This is a genomic window from Modicisalibacter luteus DSM 23508 (assembly GCF_000378505.1).
Classification (GTDB): Bacteria; Pseudomonadota; Gammaproteobacteria; order Pseudomonadales; family Halomonadaceae; genus Modicisalibacter; species Modicisalibacter luteus.
On sequence record NZ_KB899992.1, the window covers coordinates 191394 to 212824 of the forward strand.

At 60.4% G+C, this 21431-nt stretch carries 22 protein-coding genes and 2 tRNA genes; 15 read left to right on the plus strand and 9 right to left on the minus strand.

Annotated elements, in window-relative coordinates; genetic code table 11:
* The first annotated feature begins 18 nt into the window (after positions 1-18).
* From F568_RS0107495 to murB, 8 genes are read left to right on the plus strand one after another with little or no spacing between them, the layout of a single operon-like run.
* Positions 19-690, plus strand: a complete 672-nt coding sequence (locus F568_RS0107495) for a MotA/TolQ/ExbB proton channel family protein (protein ID WP_019018101.1) — start codon at positions 19-21, stop codon at positions 688-690.
* The gene (locus F568_RS0107500) at positions 687-1118 is read left to right on the plus strand and encodes an ExbD/TolR family protein (protein ID WP_019018102.1); all 432 of its coding nucleotides are present in this window, start codon (positions 687-689) and stop codon (positions 1116-1118) included. Before F568_RS0107495 ends, F568_RS0107500 begins: the two co-directional genes overlap by 4 nt.
* Positions 1115-2857, plus strand: coding sequence for a lipid A export permease/ATP-binding protein MsbA (gene msbA, locus F568_RS0107505; protein WP_019018103.1), 1743 nt, complete (start codon positions 1115-1117; stop codon positions 2855-2857). Before F568_RS0107500 ends, msbA begins: the two co-directional genes overlap by 4 nt.
* Positions 2854-3867, plus strand: a complete 1014-nt coding sequence (lpxK, locus tag F568_RS0107510; RefSeq protein ID WP_019018104.1) for a tetraacyldisaccharide 4'-kinase — start codon at positions 2854-2856, stop codon at positions 3865-3867. The genes msbA and lpxK overlap by 4 nt, the downstream gene beginning before the upstream one ends.
* Positions 3860-4093 (plus strand): Trm112 family protein, encoded by a 234-nt coding sequence (locus F568_RS0107515; RefSeq protein ID WP_019018105.1) that lies wholly within the window; start codon positions 3860-3862, stop codon positions 4091-4093. The genes lpxK and F568_RS0107515 overlap by 8 nt, the downstream gene beginning before the upstream one ends.
* Positions 4090-4869 (plus strand): 3-deoxy-manno-octulosonate cytidylyltransferase, encoded by a 780-nt coding sequence (gene kdsB / locus F568_RS0107520; RefSeq protein ID WP_019018106.1) that lies wholly within the window; start codon positions 4090-4092, stop codon positions 4867-4869. Before F568_RS0107515 ends, kdsB begins: the two co-directional genes overlap by 4 nt.
* Positions 4869-5342: a low molecular weight protein-tyrosine-phosphatase gene (locus tag F568_RS0107525; RefSeq protein WP_019018107.1), complete on the plus strand. Its 474-nt coding sequence runs from the start codon at positions 4869-4871 to the stop codon at positions 5340-5342. The genes kdsB and F568_RS0107525 overlap by 1 nt, the downstream gene beginning before the upstream one ends.
* The gene (gene murB / locus F568_RS0107530; protein WP_019018108.1) at positions 5339-6358 is read left to right on the plus strand and encodes a UDP-N-acetylmuramate dehydrogenase; all 1020 of its coding nucleotides are present in this window, start codon (positions 5339-5341) and stop codon (positions 6356-6358) included. The genes F568_RS0107525 and murB overlap by 4 nt, the downstream gene beginning before the upstream one ends.
* A 74-nt stretch (positions 6359-6432) precedes the next feature.
* Here the strand turns inward: murB and F568_RS0107535 are convergent.
* The 9 genes from F568_RS0107535 to F568_RS0107575 form a co-directional block, all read right to left on the minus strand.
* Positions 6433-6509 (minus strand) — tRNA-Met (locus F568_RS0107535).
* Between the two features lie 67 nt (positions 6510-6576).
* Positions 6577-7668: a redox-regulated ATPase YchF gene (gene ychF, locus F568_RS0107540; protein WP_019018109.1), complete on the minus strand. Its 1092-nt coding sequence runs from the start codon at positions 7666-7668 to the stop codon at positions 6577-6579.
* 215 nt (positions 7669-7883) lie between these two features.
* Positions 7884-8468 carry an aminoacyl-tRNA hydrolase gene (gene pth / locus F568_RS0107545; protein ID WP_019018110.1) on the minus strand — a complete coding sequence of 195 codons (585 nt, stop codon included), beginning with the start codon at positions 8466-8468 and terminating at the stop codon, positions 7884-7886.
* Between the two features lie 38 nt (positions 8469-8506).
* Positions 8507-9148: a 50S ribosomal protein L25/general stress protein Ctc gene (locus tag F568_RS0107550; RefSeq protein ID WP_019018111.1), complete on the minus strand. Its 642-nt coding sequence runs from the start codon at positions 9146-9148 to the stop codon at positions 8507-8509.
* 97 nt (positions 9149-9245) lie between these two features.
* Positions 9246-10187, minus strand: coding sequence for a ribose-phosphate pyrophosphokinase (locus tag F568_RS0107555; protein WP_026300395.1), 942 nt, complete (start codon positions 10185-10187; stop codon positions 9246-9248).
* Between the two features lie 213 nt (positions 10188-10400).
* A tRNA-Gln gene (locus tag F568_RS0107560) sits at positions 10401-10475 on the minus strand.
* A 75-nt stretch (positions 10476-10550) separates the two neighbouring features.
* The gene (gene ispE / locus F568_RS0107565; RefSeq protein WP_019018113.1) at positions 10551-11402 is read right to left on the minus strand and encodes a 4-(cytidine 5'-diphospho)-2-C-methyl-D-erythritol kinase; all 852 of its coding nucleotides are present in this window, start codon (positions 11400-11402) and stop codon (positions 10551-10553) included.
* Positions 11399-12022, minus strand: coding sequence for a lipoprotein insertase outer membrane protein LolB (gene lolB, locus F568_RS0107570; RefSeq protein ID WP_019018114.1), 624 nt, complete (start codon positions 12020-12022; stop codon positions 11399-11401). The genes ispE and lolB overlap by 4 nt, the downstream gene beginning before the upstream one ends.
* Positions 12023-12064: 42 nt before the next feature.
* A complete protein-coding gene (locus F568_RS0107575; RefSeq protein ID WP_019018115.1) occupies positions 12065-13783 on the minus strand; it encodes a tetratricopeptide repeat protein in 1719 nt (572 codons plus the stop codon).
* 239 nt (positions 13784-14022) lie between these two features.
* Here F568_RS0107575 and hemA point away from each other — a divergent pair, with 239 nt between their 5' ends.
* The 7 genes from hemA (at position 14023) to F568_RS0107610 (ending at position 21427) form a co-directional block, all read left to right on the plus strand.
* Complete coding sequence (hemA, locus tag F568_RS0107580; RefSeq protein ID WP_019018116.1) at positions 14023-15297, plus strand: glutamyl-tRNA reductase; 1275 nt, start codon at positions 14023-14025, stop codon at positions 15295-15297.
* An 8-nt stretch (positions 15298-15305) separates the two neighbouring features.
* On the plus strand, positions 15306-16391 hold the full coding sequence (gene prfA / locus F568_RS0107585) for a peptide chain release factor 1 (RefSeq protein ID WP_019018117.1): 1086 nt from the start codon (positions 15306-15308) through the stop codon (positions 16389-16391).
* Positions 16391-17230 (plus strand): peptide chain release factor N(5)-glutamine methyltransferase, encoded by an 840-nt coding sequence (gene prmC, locus F568_RS0107590; protein ID WP_019018118.1) that lies wholly within the window; start codon positions 16391-16393, stop codon positions 17228-17230. The genes prfA and prmC overlap by 1 nt, the downstream gene beginning before the upstream one ends.
* Positions 17231-17409: 179 nt before the next feature.
* A complete protein-coding gene (locus tag F568_RS0107595; protein WP_019018119.1) occupies positions 17410-17910 on the plus strand; it encodes an Lrp/AsnC ligand binding domain-containing protein in 501 nt (166 codons plus the stop codon).
* 51 nt (positions 17911-17961) lie between these two features.
* Positions 17962-18732: a HesA/MoeB/ThiF family protein gene (locus F568_RS0107600; RefSeq protein ID WP_019018120.1), complete on the plus strand. Its 771-nt coding sequence runs from the start codon at positions 17962-17964 to the stop codon at positions 18730-18732.
* A gap of 209 nt (positions 18733-18941) precedes the next feature.
* A complete protein-coding gene (locus tag F568_RS0107605) occupies positions 18942-20234 on the plus strand; it encodes an NAD(P)/FAD-dependent oxidoreductase (RefSeq protein ID WP_019018121.1) in 1293 nt (430 codons plus the stop codon).
* Between the two features lie 53 nt (positions 20235-20287).
* The gene (locus tag F568_RS0107610; RefSeq protein WP_026300396.1) at positions 20288-21427 is read left to right on the plus strand and encodes an ABC transporter ATP-binding protein; all 1140 of its coding nucleotides are present in this window, start codon (positions 20288-20290) and stop codon (positions 21425-21427) included.
* The last annotated feature ends 4 nt before the right edge of the window (positions 21428-21431 follow it).

Genomic DNA, 21431 nt, shown 5'->3' on the forward strand with positions numbered 1-21431 from the left:
GATCAGGAGACATGACGAATGGGCGTGCTCGACGCTTTAGTGGCTGGCGGGCTGTTAATGCTGCCTATCCTGGGCTGCTCGCTGGTGGCCACGGCCATTATCATCGAGCGCTTGTGGAGTCTGCGTGCATCGCGAATTGCCCCGCCGGGGTTGGGCGAGCAGGTTTGTGAGCTCATCCACAAGGGGCAGGTCAATCTCAACTGGCTGGAAAATCACTCCCCGCTGGGGTCGATTTTGTCAGCTGGGCTGCGCAATGTCCGGTTGGGGCACGAGCAGGTCCGCTCGCGTCTACAGGAAGCCGCGTCCGCGGTGATTCACGACATGGAGCGCTACCTCAGTCCACTGGGCACCATCGCGTCGATCACGCCGCTGATCGGTCTGCTGGGAACCGTCGTGGGCATGATCAAGGTCTTTACCGTGATCGTAGCTGCCAACGGCGTCGAGCGCACGGCCGATCTCGCCGGCGGGATCTCCCAGGCCCTGGTGACCACTGCCGCTGGCCTGACTGTGGCGATTCCGGCGTTGATGTTCCACCGCTACTTCCAGCGCCGAGTCGAAGAGCTGACGGTACGCATGGAGGAACAGGCGGGACAGGTGGTCGAATACCTGGCGCACCACAACGGCGAGCTGACTCTGGCCGAACGTCACGATGCTCAGGCGCGGCCCGCTTCGTGGGAGAAACGGACATGAAGTTCGTTCGGCCACGGCGTGATCAGGTAGAAGTCAATCTGACGCCGCTCATCGATGTGGTGTTTCTGCTGTTGATCTTCTTCATGGTATCGACGACCTTCGAAACGCGACAGGCGCTGGAGTTGACCTTGCCGGAGAGTCAGGCTGGAGCGCCGGTCGAGCAACAGCCGGTCTCGCTATCGGTGGATTCCTCAGGTGTCTATCGCCTGGGAGAGCAATCTTTGACATCGGTCCAGGCGCTGCATGATGCGCTGACCAGTCAGGTCGATGCAGCCCGGGAGCATGGCCTGGTAATCGAGGCCGATGCGACCACGGCTCATGCCGATGTGGTTGCCGCTCTGGATCAAGCGGCCCTGCTGGGGATCCAGCGCGTACGTATCGCCACACGGCAGGGAGTACAAATTCATGAACGAGCGGAGTCGCCGTGACCCAAGCAACCAGCTGGACTCTCTATCGTCGCCTGCTTGGCTATGTCAGACCGTATTGGAAGTGGTTTGCGGCGGCGATTCTTGGTTATGCCATCTACGCGGCTTCTAGTACAGCGTTGGCCGAGATGATGAAGCGCCTGATCGATGGCATTCAGGATCCTGGAGCGGACTTTCGTCTGTTCCTGCCGCTTTTCGTTATCGGCATGTTCGCCGCTCGGGGTGTGGGTACGTTCCTGGGCACTTACTGCATGAGTAATGTGGCGCGCAACGTGGTGCATGACCTGCGTTGCGAGGTCTTTAACCACATGTTGCATCTGTCGGGTAAATTCTTCGACTCGCACTCCAGCGGCCACCTGATTTCCCGTGTCACCTACCATGTCGAGCAGGTGACAGGCGCAGCCACCAAGTCGGTCACCATCCTGTTGCGCGAGGGGCTGTTCGTCCTCGGGCTGCTTAGTTACCTATTGTGGACCAACTGGCTGTTGACCCTGGTTTTTCTGACCGTTACACCGCTGATCGGCTGGGTAGTGAGTGTCGCCAGCAAGCGTTTTCGCAAGCTGTCACGACGCATCCAGACGTCGATGGGCGACGTAACCCACGTCGCCTCGGAAGCGCTGACGGGGTATCGCGTGGTTCGTACTCACGGCGCCGAAGAATACGAAAAGCGTCGCTTTGCCAAGGCCAGTAACTACAACCGTGAGCAGAGCATGAAAGAGGCGCTGACCAAGGCCACCAGTACGCCCATCATTCAGTTGCTCATCGCCGTGGCTCTGGCTGGTCTGGTGTGGCTGGCCATGGCCCCTGAGCTGATGGACAACATGACCGCGGGCGAATTCGTGGGCTTCATTACGGCAGCGTCCCTGATGGCCAAGCCCATCAAGCAGCTTACCGAGATCAATAGCGAGATCCAGAAGGGTCTAGCCGCCTCGCAGGAGTTGTTCGGCTTGCTTGAGGTCCCGCGCGAGAAGGACGAAGGTACACGCATGCCCGACGGCTTGAAGGGGCGGGTGGCCTTCGAGGGGGTGCGCTTCGCCTATGATGAGGATCAGCCCGAAGTGCTCAAGGGAATCGATCTCAGGGTCGAGCCGGGCGAAATGGTCGCCATTGTAGGACGCTCCGGAAGTGGCAAGTCGACTCTGGTGGGTCTGTTACCACGCTTCTACCATCCGACGGCGGGCCGCATCGTCATCGATGATATCGACATCGAAGAGTATCGATTGTCTCCGTTGCGCCAGCAGATTGCCCTGGTTTCTCAGCAGGTAACATTATTCAATGCCACAATCGCCGAAAATATTGCCTATGGTGTGCCCCAAGCCAGTCATGAGCGAATCGAGGCGGCTGCACGGTCAGCCTATGCCAGCGAATTTATCGAGCGTATGCCAAATGGCTACAACACTGTGATTGGGGATAACGGCGTGATGCTCTCCGGCGGCCAGCGTCAGCGTCTGGCGATTGCCAGGGCTATCTTCAAGAACGCGCCGATTCTGGTGCTTGACGAAGCCACCTCGGCTCTGGACACCGAATCCGAACGCTATATCCAGAAGGCGCTCGAAGAAGTCTGTCGTGGTCGGACCACCTTCGTGATCGCGCATCGGCTTTCGACCATTGAGCGTGCCGACAAGATTGTTGTGATGGAGCAGGGACAGGTCGTGGAAAGTGGTACCCATGCTACGCTACTTGAGCGTGAGGGCGCCTACGCCGCGCTCTACCGTCTCCAATTCCAGGAGGACACCGCGTGAGCCGTTGGGTAGATGCCTGGTATCGCGATGCCGCTTGGCTTCATGCGCTACGTCCTCTCGAGCATATTTATCGTGGCGCAGTCGCGCGTCGCGATGCGGCCTACCGAGGTGGGCGCAAGGCAGTCTGGCAGGCGCCCGTTCCGGTCATCGTGGTTGGCAACATAACCCTTGGCGGGACCGGCAAGTCGCCCTTGGTCGCTTGGCTAGGACGCTGGCTGAGTGAGCGCGGCTGGCGGCCGGGCATCATCTCGCGCGGTTATGGTGGGCAGGCGCCGGGCTATCCTTTTTATGTCAAAGACGATGCCGAGGTGGCGCATGCCGGCGACGAGCCGCTCATGCTGGCCCAGCAGACAGGGCTGCCCGTAGTGGTCGATCCTGACCGGCCGCGCGGGGCGCGACGACTGATCGATGCCGGCTGCGATATCCTGCTTTCAGATGATGGCTTACAGCATTTGGCGCTCGGTCGGGATATCGAGATGGTGGTGGTCGATGGCCAGCGTGGCTTTGGCAATGGGCGCTGCCTCCCAGCCGGGCCGCTGCGCGAGCCGACCACGAGGCTTTCGAGCGTCGATGCCGTAATCGTGAATGGGGAGGCCTCCGGCGCGTTGCCTGTCGATGGTTATCATATGCGTCTGCAGCCGTCGCATTGGCGTCATCTTACCGACGGGGTCTGCTACCCGGCGGAAAGGCTGCCTTTTTCCGGCCGTGTACATGCGCTGGCAGGGATCGGCCATCCGTCACGCTTTTTCGGCACGCTTTCGGCGCTGAACGTGGAATTCGATGCTCATCCGCTACCGGATCATCATCGCTTTTCTGCCAACGATTTACGCTTTACCGATAACCGTCCTGTCGTCATGACGGCCAAGGACGCCGTGAAATGTCGCCCCTTCGCCAATGAGCGATGCTGGGCGCTGGATGTCGAAGCCCGTCCCGAGCCGGCCTTCGTCGACTGGCTTTGTCAGCGGCTCGAGGCGCTTAGACCCGTGCAACGTGAGGTACAAGATGGATAAGGAATTGCTGGCCATGTTGGTTTGTCCGCTGTGTCAGGGCAAACTCAAGTACGACCGTGAACACGGTGAACTCAAGTGCCACTTCGATGGACTGGCCTATCCCATTCGCGACGACATCCCCGTAATGCTTGAGGAAGAGGCTCGGGTCATGGATGTCGACGAGAAACTGAAGAGCTCACCAGGCCGGATGCCGAACCAGCCGGGAGCCGGGAATTCCTTGTCATGACCGGGTTCGTGGTCGTCATTCCTGCGCGATACGGCTCCAGCCGGTTGCCCGGCAAGCCGTTGATGGAGATTGCCGGCCAGCCGATGGTGGCGCACGTCTGGCAACGGGCTTCGGAGAGTGCCGCATCACGTATCGTCGTGGCAACCGATGACGTGCGTATCCTCGAGGCAGTCGAGGCATTCGGCGGCGAAGCCATCCTGACCCGAGCGGACCATCCTTCCGGTACCGATCGTTTGGCCGAGGTGGCACGCCACTTGAACCTGGATGGCGACACTGTCGTCGTCAATGTTCAAGGTGACGAGCCGTTGTTGCCGGCTACCTTGATCGATCAGGTAGCCATGCGTCTGGAGGAGGATCCGGACGCCTCGATTGCGACACTGGCTGAGCCGATCGGCGATGTCGATACCCTGTTCAATCCCAATGTAGTCAAGGTCGTGCGCGATGTTCGTGGCCGTGCGCTGTACTTTTCACGTGCCCCTATACCCTGGGATCGCGACGCCTTCAGAGCGCGACCGGAACTGCTCGATACCGATGCCTGGCTGCGTCATGTCGGGCTCTACGCCTACCGTGCCAGTTTCCTGGCCGACTATATCGACTGGCCACCCAGCCCACTGGAGCAGCTCGAACAACTCGAGCAGTTACGTGCCTTGCACCATGGTCACCGCATCCAGGTCGCCTTGAGCGCCGAACCGCATCCGGCAGGCGTAGACACGGAGGAGGATCTAGTCAGGGTGCGTCAGATTATCGATAGCTATGCGACGGGAGAGAAAAGGTGATGCGGGTTCTGTTCGTCTGCCTTGGCAATATTTGCCGCTCACCCTCCGCCGAGGGAGTATTTCGGGCGCATCTGGCCAGGTCCGGGCTGGCTGATCGCGTCGAGATCGATTCCTGTGGCGTCGGTGACTGGCATGTCGGCAAGGGGCCTGATCCGCGGGCGCTAGAAGCGGCTCGCCGACGCGGTATCGATATCTCATCACTACGTGCCCGTCAGCTTGCGCCCAGCGATTATCAGGCCTTCGATTACATCCTGGCCATGGATCATGACAACCTGGCTGCGATTCAGCAGGGACGGCCGACGGATTGTCGGGCCCACATCGGCCTGTTTCTGGAGTTTGCCGGTGAGCATGACCGCGCCGTGCCTGATCCCTATTACGGGGGAGAGCAGGGTTTCGAGGAGGTATTGGACCTGATCGAAGCAGCCAGTGAAGGCTTGATCGAGGAACTTCGTCAGCGGCTGTCCCATCTATGATCCGTCGTGATGTTGATCTGCAACAGGCCAATACGTTGGGCCTGCCTTGCCGTGCCGAGTGCTTCCTGGCGAGCGATAGCCTCACGGAAATTCGTGACGCCTTGCGCCAGGCCGCCGAGCGCGACTGGTCGCTGACGGTTCTGGGAGGGGGCAGTAACTTAGTGCTACACCCCATATTGCCGGGTTTGGTATTGCAGCCGACATTCTCCGACTTTCGCTTGGAGGATATTGGCCGTGACGAAGTCCGTGTGCATGTCGGGGCGGGGGTGGATTGGCCACGTCTAGTCGTTGCTCTGGCCGAAAACGGACTCTGGGGCACAGAGAATCTAGCCCTCATTCCCGGTCACGCCGGGGCCGCTCCCATCCAGAATATTGGCGCCTATGGAGTGGAACTCGCCGATGTTCTCGAGGAAGTGCATCTTCTGGACAGAGAAGGGGAAGCGTATCGGCTACGCCGGGACGAATGTGCCTTCGGCTATCGTGACAGCATCTTCAAGCATGAATTGGAAAATCGTGTCGTCATCACTCGGCTAGTGCTACGCCTCAGCCGCCAGCCGAAGCCAAAACTCGATTATGGCGACCTGTCGTCGCGTATTTCGTCGGCCTCTCCTGACGCACTGGCGGTGGTCGACGCGGTAAGTGCCATGCGTCGCGAAAAACTTCCGGACCCCCGCCAAGTAGGCAACGCCGGTAGCTTCTTCAAGAACCCTGCTGTGGATTCCTGCGACGCTCAACGGCTTCTAGCGCTTTATCCGCAGATGCCACATTTCCCGCTACTCGATGGTCGAGTCAAGCTGGCTGCGGGATGGCTGATTGATCAGTGCGGTCTGAAAGGGCTGCGCGATGGCCATGTGGGGGTGCATGATCGGCAGGCGCTGGTTCTGGTGCATCATGGGGGTGGCAATGCCGCAGAGCTCTTGGCCCTGGCCGAGAGAGTGGCGAACTCTGTGCAAGAGCGCTTCGGTGTGACGCTGGAACGTGAACCTCGGCTTATGGGAAGACAGGCCCCATCGTAGACAAGAACCCCATATCACCAGGCGCAAACAAAAAGCCCGTCAGGCATGCCTGGCGGGCTTTTTTGGATTCGCTGTGGTGGCTACGCCCTGATTCGAACAGGGGACCCCATCATTATGAGTGATGTGCTCTAACCAGCTGAGCTACGTAGCCGTCCAACGGGGGCGAATGTTACGCGTAACCGGCTGAAACGTCAACCTTTACGTTATCTTGCATCGCCTCAGACATTGAAGCGGAAGTGAATCACGTCGCCATCCTTTACAACATAGTCTTTGCCTTCCAGGCGCCACTTGCCGGCATCCTTGGCAGCTTGCTCTCCCCCCAGGGAGACGAAATCGTCATAGCTGACCACTTCGGCGCGAATGAAGCCCTTCTGAAAGTCGGTGTGAATCACACCGGCAGCTTCCGGTGCGGTGGCGCCGACCTTGACCGTCCAGGCGCGGACTTCCTTGACCCCGGCGGTGAAGTAAGTCTGCAGACCGAGAAGGGCATAGCCTGCACGAATCACGCGGTCGAGGCCGGGTTCTTCCATGCCCATTTCATCAAGGAACATGCTGCGCTCCTCGTCCTCGAGTTCAGCGATCTCGGCCTCCAGCTGGTTGCATACCGGCACCACGACCGCGTTCTCCTCGGCGGCTATCTCACGCACGGTTTCCAGGTAAGGGTTGTCCTCGAAGCCGTCCTCGTTGACATTGGCGATGTACATGGTCGGCTTCAATGTCAGAAAACCATAACTCTTGACCTGGCGCTTCTCTTCCTCGCTGAGCCCGAAGCTGCGCAGCGGCAAGCCTTCAGCCAGGTGCGGCTGGATGCGGTCCAGAATCGCCTTGGTGGTAATGGCATCCTTGTCGCCTCCCTTGACCACGCGGGCAAGACGCTGGGCGGCGCGCTCAACCGTGTCCAGGTCGGCAAGCGCCAGTTCCATGTTGATAATCTCGATATCGGCGCGGGGGTCGACCTGATTGGCAACATGGATGACGTTGTCATTGTCGAAGCAGCGCACGACATGGGCAATGGCATCGGTCTCGCGGATATTGGCGAGAAACTGGTTGCCCAGCCCTTCGCCTTTGGAAGCGCCTTCCACCAGGCCAGCGATGTCCACGAACTCCATTGTCGTAGGCACGACTTTCTCAGGCTTGACGAGTTCGGTCAGCTTTTCGAGGCGCGGGTCAGGCATCGGTACAATGCCGGTATTGGGCTCGATGGTGCAAAACGGGAAATTCTCCGCGTCGATACCGGACTTAGTCAGTGCATTGAAGAGCGTGGACTTGCCGACGTTAGGGAGGCCGACGATGCCGCAATTGAAACCCATGATATGTTCCCGAAATTAGAAGCCTTAAAGAGAATGGCGGCATTTTACGCCATGAGTATAACCTTCACTAGCCAATGGCTAGGTGAGCAGGGGGATTAGGCGAGTTATGACCAAGTCGGGGCGGAGCCGAGGAGAATGGTTGAAGCAAAGAGATTAACCGAGGCGAGACAGGTGTATCGCCGTGATTTGGCTGTATGGCCTTGCGAAGCCATTCTTCAGCTTTTGAAGCTGTGCAGGCGATTCATCGCTTTCGCCCAGTCCCCATTGAGAGCATCGGGGAGGGTGGTCAGGCATTCGTCGATGCCGGCATCGATAGCTTGACGTTCCATCTTGCCAGGACGTCCGAGCACATAATTGGTCACCAACTTGGCATCGCCAGGGTGGCCGATACCGATGCGCAGACGATGGAAAGCGTTGTTGTTGCCCAAGGCGCGTATGGTGTCGCGTAGGCCGTTGTGGCCGCCGTGGCCGCCGCCTTGCTTGAAGCGAGCCGTGCCCGGCGCGATGTCCAGCTCGTCATGGGCGACAAGCAGCTCCTCCGGTAACAGCTTGAAGAACTGGCAGAGGGCGGCGACAGCCCCGCCGCTGCGATTCATGAAGGTGGTCGGGTTGAGCAAGTGCAGCTCATGACCGGCGAAATTGACCTTGGCATAAAGCCCCAGGAATTTCTTCTCCACCCGCAGGGGGGCGAGGGTGTCGCGCACAATGGCTTCCACTAGCCAGGCGCCCGCGTTATGCCGGGTGTCTTCGTACTCGGCCCCAGGGTTGCCCAGGCCGATGATCGCTTTCACTTGGCTCATGCGAACGCCTTGCTGTGGTTGGCCTCGAAGGTAGCCGATTACTCGGCGTTGCCTTCCCCTTCCTCACCGCTTGCAGCACTCTCGTCGTCACCAGTAGCGACGGTCGGACGTGTCAGGCTGACGACACCGGTATCGTGGCCTTCGCCATGAGTCAGTTCGACCAGGGCAACGCCTGTCGGTAGCTTGAGGTCCGTCAGGTGCAGAGTGTCACCCACTTCGAGACCGCTGACGTCGACTTCCAGATATTCAGGAAGGTTTTTCGGCAGGCAGCTGATCTGAACTTCGTTAACGAGTACGTGCAGAACGCCGGACTTGTCCTTGACGCTCTGGTTGTTTTCCTCGCCAGTGACGTGAAGCGGTACGTTCAGTGTCATCTCGTGGGTAGCATCGACACGCATGAAGTCAGCGTGTGTGACCAGTGCCTTATAGGGATGGCGCTGCAGATCACGGATGATGACCTGTTCGGTATTGCCTTCGACATCGATGTTGATCAGCGAGGAAAAGAACGCTTCGTCTTCGATGGCTTTGTAGAACGCAGCCTTGTCGATAGTGATCGGCTGTGGGGCCTTCTCGCCACCGTAGATGATAGCAGCGACTTGCTCGTTCGCACGACGCAGGCGGCGGCTCGCACCTTTCCCCAGGTCGTGGCGAACATTGGCTGTAAGTTTATAATCGGACATGGTGTAACCTCTCAGGGTTGAAATAAGGAATCGGCACCGCCCGCGACCAAGCGATGCCGACTCCGGAAGCGCCTCACGGCGCACTTATCCGGCGATGTTAATGGAACATCGCGCTAACGGATTCTTCGTTGCTGACGCGACGGATCGCCTCGGCGATGAGTCCCGCCACGCTGAGCTGACGGATCTTGCCGCTACGGCGAGCCAGTTCGGACAGCGGAATGGTATCGGCCACGACGAGTTCGTCAAGCACCGAACCGGAAATATTGTCTACTGCAGGGCCGGAAAGGATCGCGTGCGTAGCGTAGGCGACGACGCGATTGGCACCGTGGTCCTTGAGCGCTTCGGCGGCCTTGCATAACGTGCCCGCCGTATCAACCATATCGTCGACGACTACACAGGTACGGCCTTCGATTTCGCCAATAATGTGCATGACCTGGGCCTGATTGGCCTGCGGGCGGCGCTTGTCGATAATCGCTAGATCGACGTTGAGCTGCTTGGCGATAGCGCGTGCACGAACCACGCCACCAACGTCAGGGGACACGACGACAAGGTTTTCATAGTTCTGACGCTCGATGTCGTCGAGCAGAATCGGTGAGCCATAGACGTTATCCACCGGCACATCGAAGAACCCTTGAATCTGGTCAGCGTGCAGGTCCATGGTCATTACGCGGTCGACCCCGGCTTTGACCATCATGTCGGCCACGACCTTGGCCGAAATCGGTACGCGGGCCGAGCGAACCCGACGATCCTGACGTGCATAACCGAAGTAGGGCACTACGGCAGTGATTCGTGCAGCGGAGGCACGGCGCAGTGCATCCACCATCAGAATCAGTTCCATCAGGTTATCGTTGGTCGGGGCGCAGGTGGACTGCAGAATGAAAACGTCCTTGCCGCGAACGTTCTCGTTGATTTCGACCGCGATTTCGCCATCGCTGAACTGGCCGACCGTAGCATGGCCCAGCCGGTTGTCGAGGCACTCGGCTACCTTGCGGGCAAGTTCGGGATTGGCGTTCCCGGCGAAAACCATCAATTTAGACACGCGCAGCCACCTTTGGAGTCTGGGAGCCCATTTGACGCCACTCTGATCGCTTGCGAAAAAAAACCATCCATTATCTCTGGCCCGGTGATCGCTAGCGTCACGCCGGTAGCAGAGTATGCCGGATGCCTCTTCCCTCGCTACGACCGGTCACGCCCAACAGACGCCTGGGGGATCTCGAGAGGGAATTTTCTAGTATGCAGCCGTGCAGGGAAATGGCTGGGGTACCAGGATTCGAACCTGGGAATGGCGGTACCAGAAACCGCTGCCTTACCACTTGGCTATACCCCAGCAACCGTTGCCCTTCACTGTCGCCCGGTGCCGATCTGGCATCACGTCGCGATTGCCTGGGTCGCTGTTAATCGCTCAAAACAGCCCCAGTGCCTGATGGAGGGGAGACGTATTGCAGCCGTGTGCCATAAAGGCGGTCCACCCGCTGCGAACGCGGCCCAATATACTAGAAGCCTCGTCTTCGCTCGTCAAACGGCAGAATACGCAAGCGCCTGTTCCGGTCAGTAAGGTCGGTGCCAACCCGCTCAGCCAGCCCAGGGCATCGTTGACCTCTGGGTATAGTTGACGGACTACCGGCTCACAGTCGTTGCGCCAGGCTTCCGGCCCCTCCTGCAGTGCGCGCGCCATACTAATTGGGGGGGTGTTCCGTGTCAATTGCGGCGCACCGAATACACGCGGAGTCGACACCTCGATGCCGGGATGGATAACCACGAACCAGGGCGTGTCGAGGGACACCGGTGTGAGGCGTTCGCCGATGCCTTCGGCCCAGGCGGCGCGCCCTCTGACGAAGACCGGGACATCGGCCCCTAATTGCAGACCCAGCTCGGCGAGGCGTTCCAGGCCCAGCTCGAGTCCCCATAGTCGGTCGAGGGCCAGCAGGGTGGTGGCTGCATCGGAGCTACCACCACCCAGGCCGCCGCCCATCGGTAAACGTTTCTGTAATTGGATGTCGGCACCGAGTGGGCGTTGGCTGTAGGGTTGCAGCAGACGCGCCGCGCGTACGATCAGGTTGTCTTCATCGACGACACCGGAAAGGCTCGGTGACAGTGTTACCTGGTTGTCCTCACGTACCTGAAACGTCAGGGTGTCACCATGGTCGAGGAACTGAAACAGGGTTTGCAGCTCATGGTAGCCGTCGTCACGGCGCCCGGTGATATGCAGCATCCGGTTGAGCTTGGCCGGGGCTGGCAGGGTGAGTGCCGTCACGCGTCCGTGCCTGTGTCGATGGGGTGCCATTCGTTGACAACCAGGGTGGCGCGGAAGTCGTCTATGGTCATTACTAGGCGCCGGGGTAGCCAGAGCCCACCGCTGAGCTCGGGTTCCCAGGTCCAGTCGCGATAGTTGATGGTCCAGCCTGCCTGGCGTAGCTGGGTGGGAAAACCTTGATCATCGGTTGTTGTCTGGTGCGGCAGGATGTAAGCCGGCAGACCGCGTACCCAGCGGTCGAGAGCGGAGACCGGTAAGGCCCAGCCAAGCTGGTCCTCCATGAGTTGCTCTGCCGTCTCGGCTTCGAAACGCCCGTCGCTGGTGGTCAGGGTCACGCCCTGAGCGCTGCTTTCCAGTACGCTGCGGCCGGCACCGAAGGGGCCGCTAATCAATATTCGGTAATCGAACCCGGTCTGCATCCAGTCCAGATTGGCGCTTACGGCATCCTGAGGGGTGCGCAGGCCTACCTTGCCGGCCAGCCGCCACGCATCGAGGGCCTCCACGCGGTCGCGCTGCTCACTCCAGGCAACCTGATTGCGGGGAACGTCGGGGGTTGGTGTCTGACTGGCGCAGCCGCTCAGAAGGGCCAGGCAGAACAGTAGTGCCGTGAATCTCTTCATGTATCTCGTCTCTCGTCTCTCGTCTCGGTGAGCGGGATAGTCTCACTGCTCAGGGGCGAGCTCGGGAATCCGCTTCAGCAATTCGTTGATGCGGGGGCGATCGGTCTCGCGCTGCATGGCCTCGGCAATCACGTTACGGGCCGCTTGCTGTTGCCCTAGCCGCCAGAGTACTTCGGCAAGGTGGGCGGCGACTTCCTGATCCGGCTGACCCTGGTAGGCCTGGCGCAGCAGGGGCAGGGCGCGCTGGTCGTCGCCGAGCTTATGATAGGCCCAGCCCAGGCTGTCGAGGATCGCCGGGCTGTCCGGCTCGATGTCATGGGCGCGCTGGATGAGTTCCATGCCTTCTTCGTGGCGCTCGGTCACATCGACCAGGGTATAGCCCAGCGCATTGAGTGCCATGGCATTGTCGGGTTCGAGTTCGATGACGTGACGCAGATCCTGCTCCATCGCAGCGATATCGCCCAGGTCGTAGTGACGCATGGCGCGAATGAGGCGTAGCTGAGTGTCATCGGGATGCTCACGCAATTGCTTGTCCAGTAGTTGCAGGGCGGCATCCTCGAGCCCCAACTCATCGAGCAGGTCGGTTTCCAGCGCTGCCAGTTGTGTACGCATGTCGGGATGGCGCAGACGCTCTATACGCAGAAAATCGCGGGCATCGAGTAGCCGGTCAGCCTCGATTAGTGCTCGTGCGGCATGCAGGCGCGCCTGGAGGAAGCCATCACCAGGGGGGACCTGACGGTAATAAAGTAGCGCATTGTCGACTTCACCTTCGCGTTCGGCGGCATTGCCAAGCAGGATATAGGCCAGCGCGGGTGGAGCATCATCCTCAATCAGCGGAAGGACGAGGCGGCGTGCCGGTGCGGGGTGGCCCTCGTCCAGATAGAGTTGTGCCAAGGCAAGGCGCAGGTCGGTGGCATCGGGGTGACGCGCCACGAGAGCGTCGATGCGGGCTTCTGCGGCATCGACATCGCCAAGCCGGAGCTGGGACTGTGCCAGCAGCAACACGAAGCGGCTGTCCTCGGGAGAGATTTCCAGTCCGCGGCGAGCTGCTTCGCGGGCCTCGCTCAAACGGCCCGTTTCCAGGGCCAGGCGAGCCCGGGTCAGCCACAGGGCGGGCAGGTCGGGGTTAACGGCTTCCAGCGTATCCAGACGACTGCCCGCCAGGCGAGTTTCGCCAGCGGCGGCTTCCAGGATCGCCGTGGCGAGCAAGGCGTCATCCTGACGGGGATGCTCGTTAAGAAAGCGGCGCAAGGGTGCTAATAATGGGTCGATGGCAACGCCGGCCTCGATAGCCGCTTCGGCAAAGGCAGCCAGCTCGCCTTGGCCGCCTTGCTCTGCCAGGGCCAGGCGTTGTTCAAGGCTGGCCTGCCAGTCTCCACGTTCCATGGCGATAGCTGCCATCAGGCGCGCCGGAGCCTCGGCGCTGGGAGCCAGCTCACGCCAGCGCTGTGCTGCATCGGCTAGAAGCTGAGGGTCGTTGCTGTAGCGGGCAGCGAGCACGGCACGCTCGGCCAGGACAGGAGAGTCGTAACGCTCGGCGCTGTCCAGGTAGCCTTGGGTGGCACGAGTAAAGTCGCCGCGCTGGCCGGCAAGCTCGGCTGTCAGAAGGGTCGCCAGGCCCTGGGCGTCGAGTCCGCGCCCCACGGGCGGGGCCGATGCCATGGGGTCGTTGATGAGGGTTCGTGAAGAACCGGTGGCGGGACCCTGGCAACCGGTAAGCAGGGCAACGGCCAGGGCCGTCATAACCAAGCGTGCGCGCATGCCATCCTCGTTCGAGCTGAGAGCACTTGCCGGTCATCCCTGCCGGCATGTTTGCTGTTCAGCATACCGGCTTGCTTCCTCGCGGCAAAGCGGCGAGCGGTGCATCCCCACGTTGCGGGCTGGTGTGGTAAACTGTGCCGCCCGAATCCCTCATGGCGTGTTGCGCATGCGTGCGCTACTCGCTACCCGGGTTATCTTACGCCGCACGGACTCCATGGCCCGATGTTGAAGATGCTCCAATGACGCTTCTCGCCCTGGGAATCAATCATAAGACTGCTGCTGTCGAGGTGCGCGAGCAGGTCGCGTTCACTCCTGGTCAGCTGGAGTCGGCTCTCACGGAACTCAAGCACCTGCCCAGCGTGCGTGAGGCAGCCGTGCTGTCGACCTGTAACCGCACTGAGCTGTACTGTGTGACCGAACCGGACGGCGAGAAAACGATTCTCGACTGGCTGGGGCGGTTTCATGGTCTGGCCGTCGAACAGCTCACTCAATGTGCCTACCACTATATGGACGAGGCGGCCGCCAAACACCTCATGCGGGTGGCGTCGGGGCTGGATTCCATGGTCCTCGGCGAACCGCAAATTCTTGGCCAGATCAAGGATGCGTACCAGCAGGCCCGTAGTCTCAAGGGGCTGGGTGGGGAGCTGGAGCGCTTGTTCCAGCATACGTTTGCCGTCGCCAAGCAGGTGCGCACCGAAACCGGCATTGGCGAGAATCCGGTATCCGTGGCCTATGCCGCGGTCAGCCTGGCAAGTCGCATCTTCGCCGACTTCTCGCGCTCTCGGGCATTGCTTATCGGCGCGGGGGAGACCATCGAGCTGGTGGCTCGCCACCTTCGCGAAGCGGGTATCCAGGAATTGATCGTTGCCAACCGCACCATGGAGCGCGCCGAGCGGCTGGCTGGCGAGTTCGGGGGCAAGGCCATCACCCTTGGTGACATTCCTCAGGCCCTGGAACGTGCCGACATCGTTATCGCCTCGACCGCATCACCGCTTCCGATGCTGGGTAAGGGAATGGTCGAGCGCGCGCTCAAGGTGCGTCGTCGTCGGCCCATCTTCATGGTAGACATTGCGGTGCCTCGGGATATCGAACCGCAGGTTGGCGAGCTCGATGATGTCTTCCTCTATACCGTCGACGATCTGCAGGAAGTGATCGAGGAGAATCGGCGGCATCGTCAGGTAGCGGCGAACCAGGCCGAGGAACTGATCGCCCTGGGGGTGGAGCACTGGCTTCATGAACGTCGGGTTCGCGGAGCCGGTGATCTCATTCGTCGCTATCGCGAACAGGGCGAGGCGCTGCGCAAGGCGTCCGAGGAACAAGCCATTGCCCAACTGGCACGTGGCGAAGACCCCGAGAAAGTCATCCGCCGGTTGACCCAGCAGCTCACCAACAAGTTGCTGCATGGCCCGACCCTGCGCCTGCGCGAAGCGTCGGGCGCCGAGCGTCACGACATTATCGAGGCGGCCGAGACCCTGTTGCTCGATCCGGCTGCGCCGTCCCAGGACTCCCAATAGGACTCTGAATGAAAGCGTCATTGCGTCAACGTCTGGAAAGCCTGCAGGAGCGCTTCGAGGAGCTCGCCGCTCTGCTGGCCGAGCCTGAGGTCATCTCCGATCAGGCACGCTTTCGCGATTATTCGCGGGAATACGCCGAACTCGACGAACTCGTCGAGGCTTGGCGCGCCTATTGCGCCACCGAAGGCGACATCGAGGCGGCCGAGCAGATGTGCGACGATAGCGATGCCGACATGCGCGAAATGGCCGAGACGGAGCTCTACGAGGGGCGTGAGCGTCTCGAGGTGCTGGAGGAGCGACTCAAGAAGTTATTGGTCCCCAAGGATCCGGACGATCACCGTAACGTGTTCCTCGAGATACGTGCCGGAACCGGTGGTGATGAGGCGTCGCTGTTTGCTGGCGACTTGTTTCGCATGTACTCGCGCTATGCCGAAAAGCTGGGCTGGAAGATCGAGGTGGTTAGCGCCAGCCATGGTGAGCAGGGAGGCTACAAGGAAATCATCGCTCGCATACGTGGGGAAGGCGTCTACGCCCGGCTCAAGTTCGAATCCGGCGCCCACCGCGTGCAGCGTGTACCGGCTACCGAATCGCAGGGGCGCATTCACACCTCGGCCTGCACCGTGGCAGTGATGCCCGAAGTTGATGAGGTCGGCGATGTGGATATCAATCCTAACGACCTGCGTGTCGATACCTTCCGCTCCAGCGGGGCGGGCGGACAGCACGTCAATACCACCGATTCTGCGATTCGCATCACGCATTTGCCGACAGGGGTAGTCGTCGAATGTCAGGAAGAGCGCAGTCAGCACAAGAACCGTGCCAAGGCGATGTCGCTGCTGGCGTCGCGGCTGAAGCAATCGGCCATCGATAGCCAGCGCCAGCAGCAGGCCGATACGCGCCGCTCGCTGGTTGGCTCGGGAGATCGCAGTGAGCGCATCCGTACCTACAATTTCCCCCAGGGGCGGCTCACCGACCACAGGATCAATCTGACGCTCTACAAGCTCGGCGAGGTGATGGGAGGCGAACTGGACGAAGTGGTAGAGCCGTTGATCAACGAATACCAGGCCGAGCGGCTCGCGGCACTTCAGGAAGGCTGATGCGAATCGACTTGCTGCTGGCCGATGCGACGCAGCGCTTGACACTGGCGGGGTCTGCATCACCCCGTCTGGATGCCGAGATCTTGCTTGGTCATGCGCTGGAGCGGAACCGGACTTGGCTCTACACCTGGAGTGACCGCGTTGTCACGGCGGCTGAGCAGGCACGTTTCGAAACGCTGCTGGCAGCGCGAGAAGCCGGGCAGCCGGTAGCCTACTTGACCGGCGAGCGTGAATTCTGGGGTCTCTCCTTATACGTTGGCAGGTCGACCCTGATACCTCGTCCCGATACGGAGAGCCTCGTCGAGGCGGCGCTGGACAAGGCGGCATCCGGACATGGTCGCGCACTCGATCTGGGCACGGGTACTGGGGCAGTTGCCCTGGCATTCGCCAGTGAGCGCCCTGGATGGCATGTGGTAGGGGTCGATCGAGTCCCCGATGCCGTGGCGTTGGCGCGCCGCAATGCGAAGCGGCTGGGACTCACCAATGCCGTCTTCCTGGAGAGCGACTGGTTTGCCGCACTCTCGGGGGAACGATTCGACCTGATTCTCTCCAATCCGCCTTATCTGGCGGCTGACGACCCGCATCTCGACCAGGGAGATGTCCGTTTCGAGCCTCACTCGGCACTGGTGGCCGACGATCAAGGCTTGGCCGATCTCCATCACTTATGTTTGACCGCCAAGGCGCATCTCGCTTCTGGGGGCTGGCTACTTTTCGAGCACGGTATGGCCCAGGACAGCGCGGTTCGTGAGGCGTTGCGCCAGGCTGGGTATGATGAGGTACAAACGTGCAACGACCTGGGGGGGCGCCCCCGGGTTACGCTTGCCAGATTGACGCTATGAATGCTGCATGGAAAGGCGTAGCTGGAGTCCTGTAGAGCGAGTGTGGTAATACTAAAGCCACAAACGACAAATCTGCTGTCTACTTGTGGTGAACCGTCCCTATAGGCCATCTTGCCGCTGGATTCGGCCTGATTTGCAGAGGATTATGCTGTCACCGCTCGTTCGGGAATATTACTATAATGAAAGCCAAGACTCGCTCGCTGGACCGTATTGATCTAAAGATCCTGCGCTGCCTGCAGGAAAACGCTCGTATTTCCTACGTTGACCTGGCATCGCAGGTCGGCCTGTCCACTACGCCTTGCCTGGAACGTGTCAAGCGTTTGGAGCGGGCTGGCATCATCCGCGGCTACAAGGCCGTTCTCGATCCTACCGCCCTCAAGGCTAATCTGCTGGTATTCGTCGAAATCAGTCTTGAGACCCAGTCTCCGGCCGTGTTCGATGAGTTCCGCCGTGCCGTGGCCAAGCTGCCACAGATTCAGGAATGCCACTTGGTCTCTGGGCAGTTCGATTACATCCTCAAATGCCGCATTCCTGAAATGTCCGCCTACCGCCAGCTGTTGGGGGACGTCGTACTGACCCTGCCCGGTGTTAAGGAATCGAAGAGCTACGTGGTGATGGAAGAGGTTAAGGAAGAGTTTTCATTGCATGTCCCGGATATCGATGAGTTCGACGGCAAGTGACACCTTGCCTGCAGTAAGTAACTGGGCATGCTCGGGTAATAAAGGATGGTTATGAACGACGATGCCCTGTTGCGCTACAGCCGGCAGATCATGCTCGATCAGATCGATATCGACGGGCAGGAACGTTTGCTGGCCAGTCATGCCCTGATCATCGGTGCTGGAGGCCTGGGCTCGCCGGTAGCACTGTATCTCGCTGCCGCTGGGGTGGGGCGGATGACATTGGTGGACGACGATATCGTCGAACTTTCCAACCTGCAGCGCCAGATCGCCCATGGCCAGGCTGATCTGGGACGACACAAGGCCACCTCCGCGGCCGAATCGGCACAGGCGCTCAATCCGTACTGCCATGTGACGGCAAGAACCGAGCGGATGGGCATCGAGGCGCTGATGCTTGCTATGCGCGACGCCGACGTGGTGATTGACTGTACCGATCGCTTTTCGAGTCGCTACGCGATCAATCGCGCCAGCCTGCAGACGGGGACGCCGTTGGTGTCGGGAGCGGCGATACGCTTTTCAGGGCAATTGGCCATTTTCGATCCGCGTGACGCTTCCAGCCCATGCTATGCCTGCCTCTATCCTCCTGACGAGCGAGGAGAGCAGGCCGACGAAGAACTGCGCTGTGCCGAGAATGGGGTTGTGGCCCCCTTGGTGGGAGTAATCGGCACCTTCCAGGCGTTGGAAGCGCTCAAGTTATTGTCCGGAGCCGGTCACCCTCACCGGGGGCTCTCGACATTCGATGGGCTGAGCGGTGAGTGGCGTCGTTTCAATGTGCCACGCGATCCGGCCTGCCCTGTGTGTGCGAGTGCTCGCCCTGCGGCATGACCACGCCGGTTCATGCGCCGATATCAGATCGGCGCAGTGACGTTGCTTTGTGCTCCCCCAGGTTTCCTTTTTTGTTGTTATTGAATACTTGACAAGTTGTGTCGATATGGTGTCAGACTAATGGCATAAGCCGTGGATTTCCTCGTTTCCATGGTGAAATAATTCAACAACTATGTTGGCTGTAAACGGCTTTCAACAAGGAAACCCGCATGACTGTCGCTGCCCAACTGCGCCGTCCCTCCTCGTACTACAATGCCAGTGTAGCGGTCCGCCTCGCGCCGACGACGCCATTGGCCGGCGAGGTTCAGACCGATATCTGCGTAGTGGGGGGCGGCATTACTGGTTGTTCGGCGGCGCTGCACTTGGCCGAACGAGGCTACCGCGTGGTGCTGCTGGAAGCCGGGGAGATCGGCTTCGGTGCTTCGGGACGTAGCGGTGGACAGATCCTGCCGGGACTGGGAACTGGCCTTGATGTCGTAGAAAAAGCGCTCGGACGCGAGCGCGCCCGCGCAATCTGGGAAATGAGCCGGGAGTCGGTGCGCCTGACCGCAGATTTAATCCAGCGACACGATATTCCCTGTGATCTGACCTGGGGATATCTGCATGCGGCAGTCAAGCCGCGCCACGTCAAGGAGTTGCGTGCTTTTCAGGACGTGATGGCTCGTCACTACGATTATCCCTCGCTGAGCTTTATCGAGGGCGAGGCGTTACGCGAGCACGTGGCTACCGATGCCTATCCCGCAGCGCTCCACGATGCTGAGGGAGGGCACCTGCATCCGCTCAATTACACGCTGGGGCTGGCGTTGGCGGCGCAACGGGCCGGAGTGATTATTCACGAGCACAGCGCGGCTGTACATATCGAGCGCGGCCGCCCGGCACGGGTCGATACGGCACATGGCAGCGTCAGCGCGGAGTTCGTGGTTCTGGGAACCAATGCCTACGTGAATGGCTTGGTGCCTGAACTCCAAGGACGCATCATGCGGGCGGCCAATTACATCGTAGCTACGGAACCATTGAGCGAGGCACAGGCGGCCCAAGTGCTGCCCCGCAACGATGCGCTGTCCGATGCCAACTTCGTTCTCGATTATTACCGTCTCTCTGCCGACAGGCGCCTGCTCTACGGTGGCGAAGTCAGCTACAACGGACGCGAGCCACGTACGCTCAAGGCGCGCATGGATGCCAAGATCGCGCACCTCTTTCCTGCCTTGCGCGGCGTTTCCATTGACTATCGCTGGGGTGGCGACGTCGCCATCACATTGAACCGGGCACCGGACTTCGGTCGCCTGGATGCCAACCTCTTCTATGCCCAGGGCTACTCCGGCCATGGCATGTCCTTGGCCGGCCTGGCCGGCAAGCTGCTCAGTGATGCCATTGCGGGGCAGGCCGAGCGTTTCGATGTGTTTGCCTCCATGCCGCACCGGTTGTTTCCGGGCGGTCGCTGGTTGCGCACGCCATTGTTGGTGCTGGCTACAAACTTCTATAAATTACGCGACCGGTTGTAACCGCGACGGCACCGACTTCCGAAACACCACGACAAGAACGGGAGAATCGTGCGATGACTAACCCTATGCCGGCCCCCGAGGTCGAATATTCCGACCCGCTGGACGACACACGCGAGAGGGACGACGCAATGCCCCGAGAGGCCTCGTCAATTGAATTGAAAGGCCTGCGTAAGCAGTTTGGTAAGGACATGGTCGCGCTGGATGGCGTTGACCTGACTATTGAAGCAGGGGAATTCTTTACCTTGCTGGGGCCGTCGGGATGCGGCAAGACCACTTTGTTGAGGATTCTTGCCGGTCTGGAGGATCCCGACGACGGCAAGCTATTGATCGGAGGCAAGGACGTCACTGATATCCCGCCCCATCGCCGCAGCGTCAACACCGTCTTCCAATCCTACGCCCTATTTCCCCATCTTTCGGTTCGCGACAATCTTGCCTTTGGCCTGCGTATGCGGGGAGAGTCGGTGGCCGAGCGCCAACGCAAGGTGGCCGAAGTGGCGGAATTCATTCAACTGGGCTCGCTAGTGGAGCGACGTGTCGACCAGCTATCAGGAGGTCAGCGTCAGCGTATCGCCTTGGCCCGAGCCCTGGTCTGTGAGCCCAACGTGCTGCTGCTGGACGAGCCATTGTCGGCCCTCGACGCCGGTCTGCGTGGCCAGCTTCAGGTGGAATTGCAGCGCATCCAGAAGCGTCTCGGCATGACTTTCGTATTCGTGACCCACGATCAGGATGAAGCGATGGTGATGTCGGATCGCATCGCAGTTCTCGACAGCGGCATCATCCAGCAAGTGGGTACGCCCAGCGAAGTCTATGAACACCCGGTCAATGCATTCGTTGCCCGGTTCATGGGGCACGACAACCTGTTCGCTATCCAGCGTAGCGCCGATAACTGGGTTGATACGGACCTGGGCCGCCTGCAACTCGATGCCGCCCAGCAGCGTGCGGAACAGCAGGGGTGGTTGCTCATTCGGCCCGAGACACTGGAACTGGGGGGCGAAGTGCCGCCGGGGTACAACCGGCTCGAAGGAATCGTCAAGGAGCGCCTTTATCGAGGCAGCCGCATCGAGTATCGCTTGGAGATCAACGGCGTAAACCTGATGGTCGTGACCAGCAACTTGGGGCAGCGGCTGCATGCGGTCGGCGACAAGGTCACGGTTAGCGTCTGCCCCGAGGACCTGGTCCGGGTCGCTGCCTAGGAGA

Excerpts from the sequence above, each read along its gene's own strand:
- F568_RS0107495 (WP_019018101.1), top strand. The coding sequence starts at position 19 with ATGGGCGTGCTCGACGCTTTAGTGGCTGGCGGGCTGTTAATGCTGCCT.
- F568_RS0107500 (WP_019018102.1), top strand. The coding sequence starts at position 687 with ATGAAGTTCGTTCGGCCACGGCGTGATCAGGTAGAAGTCAATCTGACG.
- F568_RS0107515 (WP_019018105.1), top strand. The coding sequence starts at position 3,860 with ATGGATAAGGAATTGCTGGCCATGTTGGTTTGTCCGCTGTGTCAGGGC.
- kdsB (WP_019018106.1), top strand. The coding sequence starts at position 4,090 with ATGACCGGGTTCGTGGTCGTCATTCCTGCGCGATACGGCTCCAGCCGG.
- F568_RS0107525 (WP_019018107.1), top strand. The coding sequence starts at position 4,869 with ATGCGGGTTCTGTTCGTCTGCCTTGGCAATATTTGCCGCTCACCCTCC.
- murB (WP_019018108.1), top strand. The coding sequence starts at position 5,339 with ATGATCCGTCGTGATGTTGATCTGCAACAGGCCAATACGTTGGGCCTG.
- ychF (WP_019018109.1), bottom strand. The coding sequence starts at position 7,668 with ATGGGTTTCAATTGCGGCATCGTCGGCCTCCCTAACGTCGGCAAGTCC.
- pth (WP_019018110.1), bottom strand. The coding sequence starts at position 8,468 with ATGAGCCAAGTGAAAGCGATCATCGGCCTGGGCAACCCTGGGGCCGAG.
- F568_RS0107550 (WP_019018111.1), bottom strand. The coding sequence starts at position 9,148 with ATGTCCGATTATAAACTTACAGCCAATGTTCGCCACGACCTGGGGAAA.
- lolB (WP_019018114.1), bottom strand. The coding sequence starts at position 12,022 with ATGAAGAGATTCACGGCACTACTGTTCTGCCTGGCCCTTCTGAGCGGC.
- F568_RS0107575 (WP_019018115.1), bottom strand. The coding sequence starts at position 13,783 with ATGCGCGCACGCTTGGTTATGACGGCCCTGGCCGTTGCCCTGCTTACC.
- hemA (WP_019018116.1), top strand. The coding sequence starts at position 14,023 with ATGACGCTTCTCGCCCTGGGAATCAATCATAAGACTGCTGCTGTCGAG.
- prfA (WP_019018117.1), top strand. The coding sequence starts at position 15,306 with ATGAAAGCGTCATTGCGTCAACGTCTGGAAAGCCTGCAGGAGCGCTTC.
- prmC (WP_019018118.1), top strand. The coding sequence starts at position 16,391 with ATGCGAATCGACTTGCTGCTGGCCGATGCGACGCAGCGCTTGACACTG.
- F568_RS0107595 (WP_019018119.1), top strand. The coding sequence starts at position 17,410 with ATGAAAGCCAAGACTCGCTCGCTGGACCGTATTGATCTAAAGATCCTG.
- F568_RS0107600 (WP_019018120.1), top strand. The coding sequence starts at position 17,962 with ATGAACGACGATGCCCTGTTGCGCTACAGCCGGCAGATCATGCTCGAT.
- F568_RS0107605 (WP_019018121.1), top strand. The coding sequence starts at position 18,942 with ATGACTGTCGCTGCCCAACTGCGCCGTCCCTCCTCGTACTACAATGCC.
- F568_RS0107610 (WP_026300396.1), top strand. The coding sequence starts at position 20,288 with ATGACTAACCCTATGCCGGCCCCCGAGGTCGAATATTCCGACCCGCTG.